The sequence below is a fragment of the Nocardia farcinica genome (genome assembly GCF_029867845.1).
In the GTDB taxonomy this organism is placed as follows: Bacteria; Actinomycetota; Actinomycetes; order Mycobacteriales; family Mycobacteriaceae; genus Nocardia; species Nocardia farcinica_A.
This window is the reverse complement of the sequence record NZ_JARWRU010000774.1, coordinates 1-5033: the sequence shown is the minus strand read 5'-3', so window position 1 is coordinate 5033 and position 5033 is coordinate 1. Positions and strand designations below refer to the sequence as shown.

The window sequence follows — 5033 nt, the reverse complement described above, 5'->3', positions numbered from 1 at the left end:
ACCCCCCCGCGGGGGGGGGGCCCGCGCGGCCCCCCCCCCCCCCCCGCTCGACCGGTGCCGGTCAGCCCGCGTGCTTCTGCACCAGATCGCCGACCCGCGGCAGGGCCTCGATCACGTGCTTCTTCGCCGAGGAGCGCAGCGAGTTGTACACCTTCTGCAGGGCCGGGCGGCTGGACTGCTCGGCGCGCGCGTCGGTGACGGCCAGCAGCGACTCGGCGACGGCGTCGGACTTGGAGACGAGCAGGTCGGCGAAGGTGCCGGTGCCCGCGGCCTGGTACTCGGCCCAGTACGGCTGCAGCTGCTCGAGCAGCTTGGGCGCCAACGACTCCAGGGCGTCGGGCACGATCGACGGGCCGAGCTTGTTCACGGCCGCGTAGCCGCCCTTGACGGCAAGGCCCGACGCGCCGCCCTTGTCCGACACCTCGGCGTCCAGAACCTCCTTGGCTTCGGCAAGGAAGGCCGAGCGCTTCGCGTCGTCGAGCAGGGATTCAGGCAGTGCTGCAACCACTTTGAGGGTCCTCCGAATTGATGTCGATGAACGAGCGCACGCCACTATACGCACAGGCGCGCCCGCGCACGCGACGGAAGCCCGGCTAACGGCGCGCAGCCGGGCCGATCATGGCTGCCACGGCAGCAGCTGGATCATCAATCCTTCGGCGTCGGCGAGCACTTCGCCCTGCTCGTCGCGCAATTCCGCGGTGACGAAGGTCTTTCGCCCCTCGATGCGGTCGGCACGGCCGGTGACGGTCAGTCGCGTCTCCAGCGGAGTCACCTTGCGGTAGTTGACGTGCAGGTACGCGGTGCGGCTGATCGGCCTGCCCGCGTAGTGCACGACCATGCCGAACAGGTCGTCGAACAGCAGCGGCAGCACACCGCCGTGCGCGGCGCCGTTGCCGCCCAGGTGATAGCGGCGGAACACACCGGTGCTGGTGATGCCTTCCGGGCCCGCCTCGAGCACCGTCCACGGCAGCATCAGCAAACTTCCGCGGCCGGGCAGTTCGACCGAACGTCCGGCGGGCGAATGCCCCTCCGGCGCGCGATAGGGCTCGAGCAGATCGATCAGTTCGCGCGCCTTGGCGCGGGCGGCGCCGTAGACCTCGTCGGGCGCGTCGGCGGAGACGGCCAGATCCTGCAACGTGCGCATGGCTTCCACGAACGGCCCGAATTCCGGGCCGGGCCGAGCGGGAGCGATCTTGGGGAAGCCGCCGTGGGACTCGTAGCGGTCGGGGTCGATCGCGCTGGTGTCGATGCGCGCGCTCGTGGCCGTGCCCGTGCCGAGAGATCCCGCCGCGCCGTTGCCGGCCGCCGCTGCGGCGGAGACGGTCGCGTCGACAGGAACAGGTGTCACTTCCTCGCTCATACCTGCACGGTATCGCGTCGTTTTACACCGTCAAGCCGACGGGGTGGTGAGATGCGCGACCGTGGCGCGAGCTTGCTCACATCCGGGCGGGGCGATAATCACCGGCGTGACTTTCGATCCCAAGCAGTGGCGACCGGTCCCCGGATTCGAAGACCTGACCGATATCACCTACCACCGGCACATCGAGCAGGGCACGGTCCGGGTGGCCTTCGACCGGCCCGAGGTGCGCAACGCCTTCCGCCCGCACACCGTCGACGAGCTCTACCGGGCCCTCGACCACGCCAGGATGACCTCCGACGTCGGCGCGGTGCTGCTCACCGGCAACGGCCCGAGCCCCAAGGACGGCGGCTGGGCCTTCTGCTCCGGCGGCGACCAGCGCATCCGCGGCCGCAGCGGCTACCAGTACGCCAGCGGCGAGACCGCCGAGACGGTCGATCCGGCGCGCGCGGGACGCCTGCACATCCTCGAGGTGCAGCGGCTCATCCGGTTCATGCCCAAGGTGGTGATCGCCCTGGTCAACGGCTGGGCGGCCGGTGGCGGCCACAGCCTGCACGTGGTCTGCGACCTGACGCTGGCCAGCCGTGAGCACGCCCGCTTCAAGCAGACCGACGCCGACGTCGGTTCCTTCGACGGCGGCTACGGCAGCGCCTACCTGGCCAAGATGGTCGGCCAGAAGTTCGCCCGCGAGATCTTCTTCCTCGGCCGCGCCTACACCGCCGAGGAGATGCACCGGATGGGCGCGGTCAACAAGGTGGTCGACCACGACCGGCTGGAGGCCGAGGCGCTGGAGTGGACCGCCGACATCAACGGCAAGTCGCCGCAGGCCCAGCGCATGCTCAAGTACGCCTTCAACCTGCTCGACGACGGTCTGGTCGGCCAGCAGCTGTTCGCGGGCGAGGCCACCCGCATGGCCTACATGACCGATGAGGCCGTGGAGGGCCGCGACGCCTTCCTGGAGAAGCGCGCCCCCGACTGGACCCCCTACCCCTGGTACTTCTGAGCCGAACGCCGGGCCCGCCCGCGCGATCGGCGGGCACGGCCCCAACCGAAGGGACGACCGCCATGGACATCCTCGGCAGCCGGGTGATCCTGCGCCCGCGCGACTACGAGGCCACTCTCGCCTTCTACCGCGACGGCCTCGGCCTCGCCGTCGCCAGGGAGTACCCGGGCGGCACGGTGTTGTTCGCCGGGCAGTCGCTCGTCGAGATCGCCGCGCACGGCGGCAGCGACGAACCGAGCACCTTCTCCGGCGCGCTGTGGTTGCAGGTGCGTGACGCGGCGGCGGCCGCGGCCGAACTGGCGGACAAGGGCATCGCGATCGACCGCGGCCCGAAACAAGAGCCGTGGGGCCTGATCGAACTGTGGACCAAAGACCCAGACGGAGTGCCGATCGTCCTGGTCCAGATTCCGGCCGAGCACCCACTGCGGCGCGATTCCCGCTGGTCAGAGGACTGAACCGGCTCCGGCGGGCGGGCGGGACAGGTGACGGGCGGCTCGGCACCGAGTTGCCTTTCGCCCACCCGCCGGGGACGATTACCCCGTAAACGGCTCCCGGCCGCCGATGCCCGGGGCCTGTCGAGCCCCGCCCTGTCGAGTGAATCCCTGTCGAGTGAATCGCAGTCCCGATGACCGGCCCCCCGCACTCAACGCCCGGGGGTCCGCCCCCATCCCGGTGCGGACCCGCGGACATTACACCATCGCGGTCGTGAGGTCCTGCTGCGGGCGAACCATGAGCTGGAACGAGGTGGCGTCGTGAGCAACACCCTGCGAACACTGCCCATGCCGACGGGATCGGGCGTGGTGGACGTGCTCCCGCACCTGCGTGAGGCGCTGGAAGGCGACCACGGTCCGGCCTGGCTGCCCATCCCGACCTCCGACCGCAGGGAGGCGCGCAGGCTCGCCGACGCGCTGGCCCCCGGCGAGCCCATCGACGACGACGTGGCGCTCGTGGTCACCACCTCCGGCACCACCGGTGTGCCCAAGGGCGCGATGCTCAGCGCCTCGGCGCTGCGGGCCAGCGGCACCGCCACCCACGAACGGCTCGGCGGCCCCGGCAGCTGGCTGCTCGCGCTGCCCACCCATCACATCGCGGGTCTGCAGGTGCTCTTGCGCAGCATCCTGGCGGGCACCGAGCCCGCCGTGCTCGACGTCTCCGGCGGCTTCCTGCCCGAGGCGCTGGTCGGCGCGATCTCCGGCATGCGCGGCGACCGCCGCTACACCGCCCTGGTGCCCACCCAGCTCATCAAGGCGCTCGACGAGCCCGACGCCGCCGCCGCGCTGGCCGATCTGGACGCGGTGCTCGTCGGCGGCGCCGCCACCCCGGCCCCGGTCTACGAGCGGGCCACCGCGCTCGGCATCAACGTGGTGCGCACCTACGGCATGAGCGAGACCTGCGGCGGCTGCGTCTACGACGGTGTTCCGCTGACCGGAACCGAGGTCCGCATCGACGACGGCAGGGTCGTGCTCGGCGGCCCGATGATCGCCCCCGGCAATAGCGGTCAGCCCCACCAACCCCCCAACGCCGCGCCCGGCAGGTTCCGCACCCACGACGCGGGCACCTTGGACGACGGCGTGCTGCGGGTCACCGGCCGCTTGGACGAGGCCATCCTCACCGGCGGCCTGCTGGTCATCCCGCAGGTCGTGGAGGCGGTGCTGGTCACCCATCCCTCGATCAGCGAGTGCGCGGTCCTCGGCCTGCCCGACGACCGGCTCGGCCAGCGCGTCGCCGTGGCCGTTGTCCCCGCCGCGGGCGCCGCGCCCACCCTGGACGAACTGCGCGTCCACGTGGAACGCGAACTCGACCCCACCTCCGCCCCGCGCGAACTGGCCGTGGTCGACGAGCTGCCGCTGCACGGGCCGGGCAAACCGGACCGGCACCGCCTGCGCGAGCTGCTGATGTCGCGCAGCACCACCTGACCGGCGCCCTCTCCGAGGAGCACCGCCGCGTTTCCGCGGGCGTGCCCGCCGGTCGGGGCCCGGCCTCGGCGGTGCCCGTCGACCGCTCTCTCGCCGAGGATTTCGACGCGGGCCTCGCCCGGCTCGGGGCCGCCGTCGAGAGCGCGGCGTGAGCGCGGATTAGGCTGCCCGCATGGCAACAGCAGCGCAATGGATCGAGGGGGCGCGGCCGCGCACCCTGCCGAACGCTATCGCCCCGGTGATCGCCGGCACCGGCGCGGCCGCCGCGCTCGACGCCGTGGTGTGGTGGAAAGCCGGTGTGGCGCTGCTGCTCTCGGTGGCGCTGATCCTCGGCGTCAACTACGCCAACGACTATTCCGACGGCGTGCGCGGCACCGACGACGAGCGGGTCGGTCCGCTGCGGCTGGTCGGCTCGGGGCTGGCCTCACCCAACGCGGTGAAGGCCGCGGCGGTGGGGTGCCTGGCGGTGGGCGCGGTGCTCGGTCTGGTGCTGGTGTTCACCACCGCCTGGTGGCTGCTGCTGATCGGGGCGGCCTGCCTGGCGGGCGCCTGGTTCTACACCGGTGGCAGCAAGCCCTACGGCTACAGCGGGTTCGGCGAGGTCGCGGTGTTCGTGTTCTTCGGCCTGGTGGCCGTGCTCGGCACCCAGTTCGTGCAGGCCGAACGGATCGACTGGGTGGGCGTCGCGCTGGCCGTCGGCGTCGGCTCGTTCTCCAGCGCGGTGCTGGTGGCCAACAATCTGCGCGACATCCCCACC

Annotated in this window: 6 protein-coding genes; 4 read left to right on the top strand and 2 right to left on the bottom strand. The window is 71.9% G+C overall.

All coding sequences use genetic code 11. The features are described 5' to 3' along the window. Window positions 1-61: 61 nt before the first annotated feature. Both QH283_RS16990 and QH283_RS16985 read right to left on the bottom strand, forming a co-directional pair. Window positions 62-508 (bottom strand): DUF6918 family protein, encoded by a 447-nt coding sequence (locus QH283_RS16990; protein WP_280503966.1) that lies wholly within the window; start codon window positions 506-508, stop codon window positions 62-64. Window positions 509-616: 108 nt separating this feature from the next. Next, window positions 617-1360 (bottom strand): PaaI family thioesterase, encoded by a 744-nt coding sequence (locus tag QH283_RS16985; protein ID WP_280503965.1) that lies wholly within the window; start codon window positions 1358-1360, stop codon window positions 617-619. A gap of 106 nt (window positions 1361-1466) precedes the next feature. On the opposite strand from QH283_RS16985, the gene QH283_RS16980 reads away from it, so the two are divergent. The 4 genes from QH283_RS16980 to QH283_RS16965 all read left to right on the top strand — a co-directional run. Continuing rightward, window positions 1467-2360 (top strand): 1,4-dihydroxy-2-naphthoyl-CoA synthase, encoded by an 894-nt coding sequence (locus tag QH283_RS16980; protein ID WP_280503964.1) that lies wholly within the window; start codon window positions 1467-1469, stop codon window positions 2358-2360. Window positions 2361-2422: 62 nt separating this feature from the next. Beyond that, on the top strand, window positions 2423-2815 hold the full coding sequence (locus tag QH283_RS16975; RefSeq protein ID WP_280503963.1) for a VOC family protein: 393 nt from the start codon (window positions 2423-2425) through the stop codon (window positions 2813-2815). 324 nt (window positions 2816-3139) lie between these two features. Then, complete coding sequence (gene menE, locus QH283_RS16970) at window positions 3140-4276, top strand: o-succinylbenzoate--CoA ligase (RefSeq protein WP_280503967.1); 1137 nt, start codon at window positions 3140-3142, stop codon at window positions 4274-4276. Window positions 4277-4448: 172 nt separating this feature from the next. Beyond that, on the top strand, window positions 4449-5033 hold a 585-nt coding region (locus QH283_RS16965; RefSeq protein WP_280503962.1), incomplete at its 3' end, for a 1,4-dihydroxy-2-naphthoate polyprenyltransferase.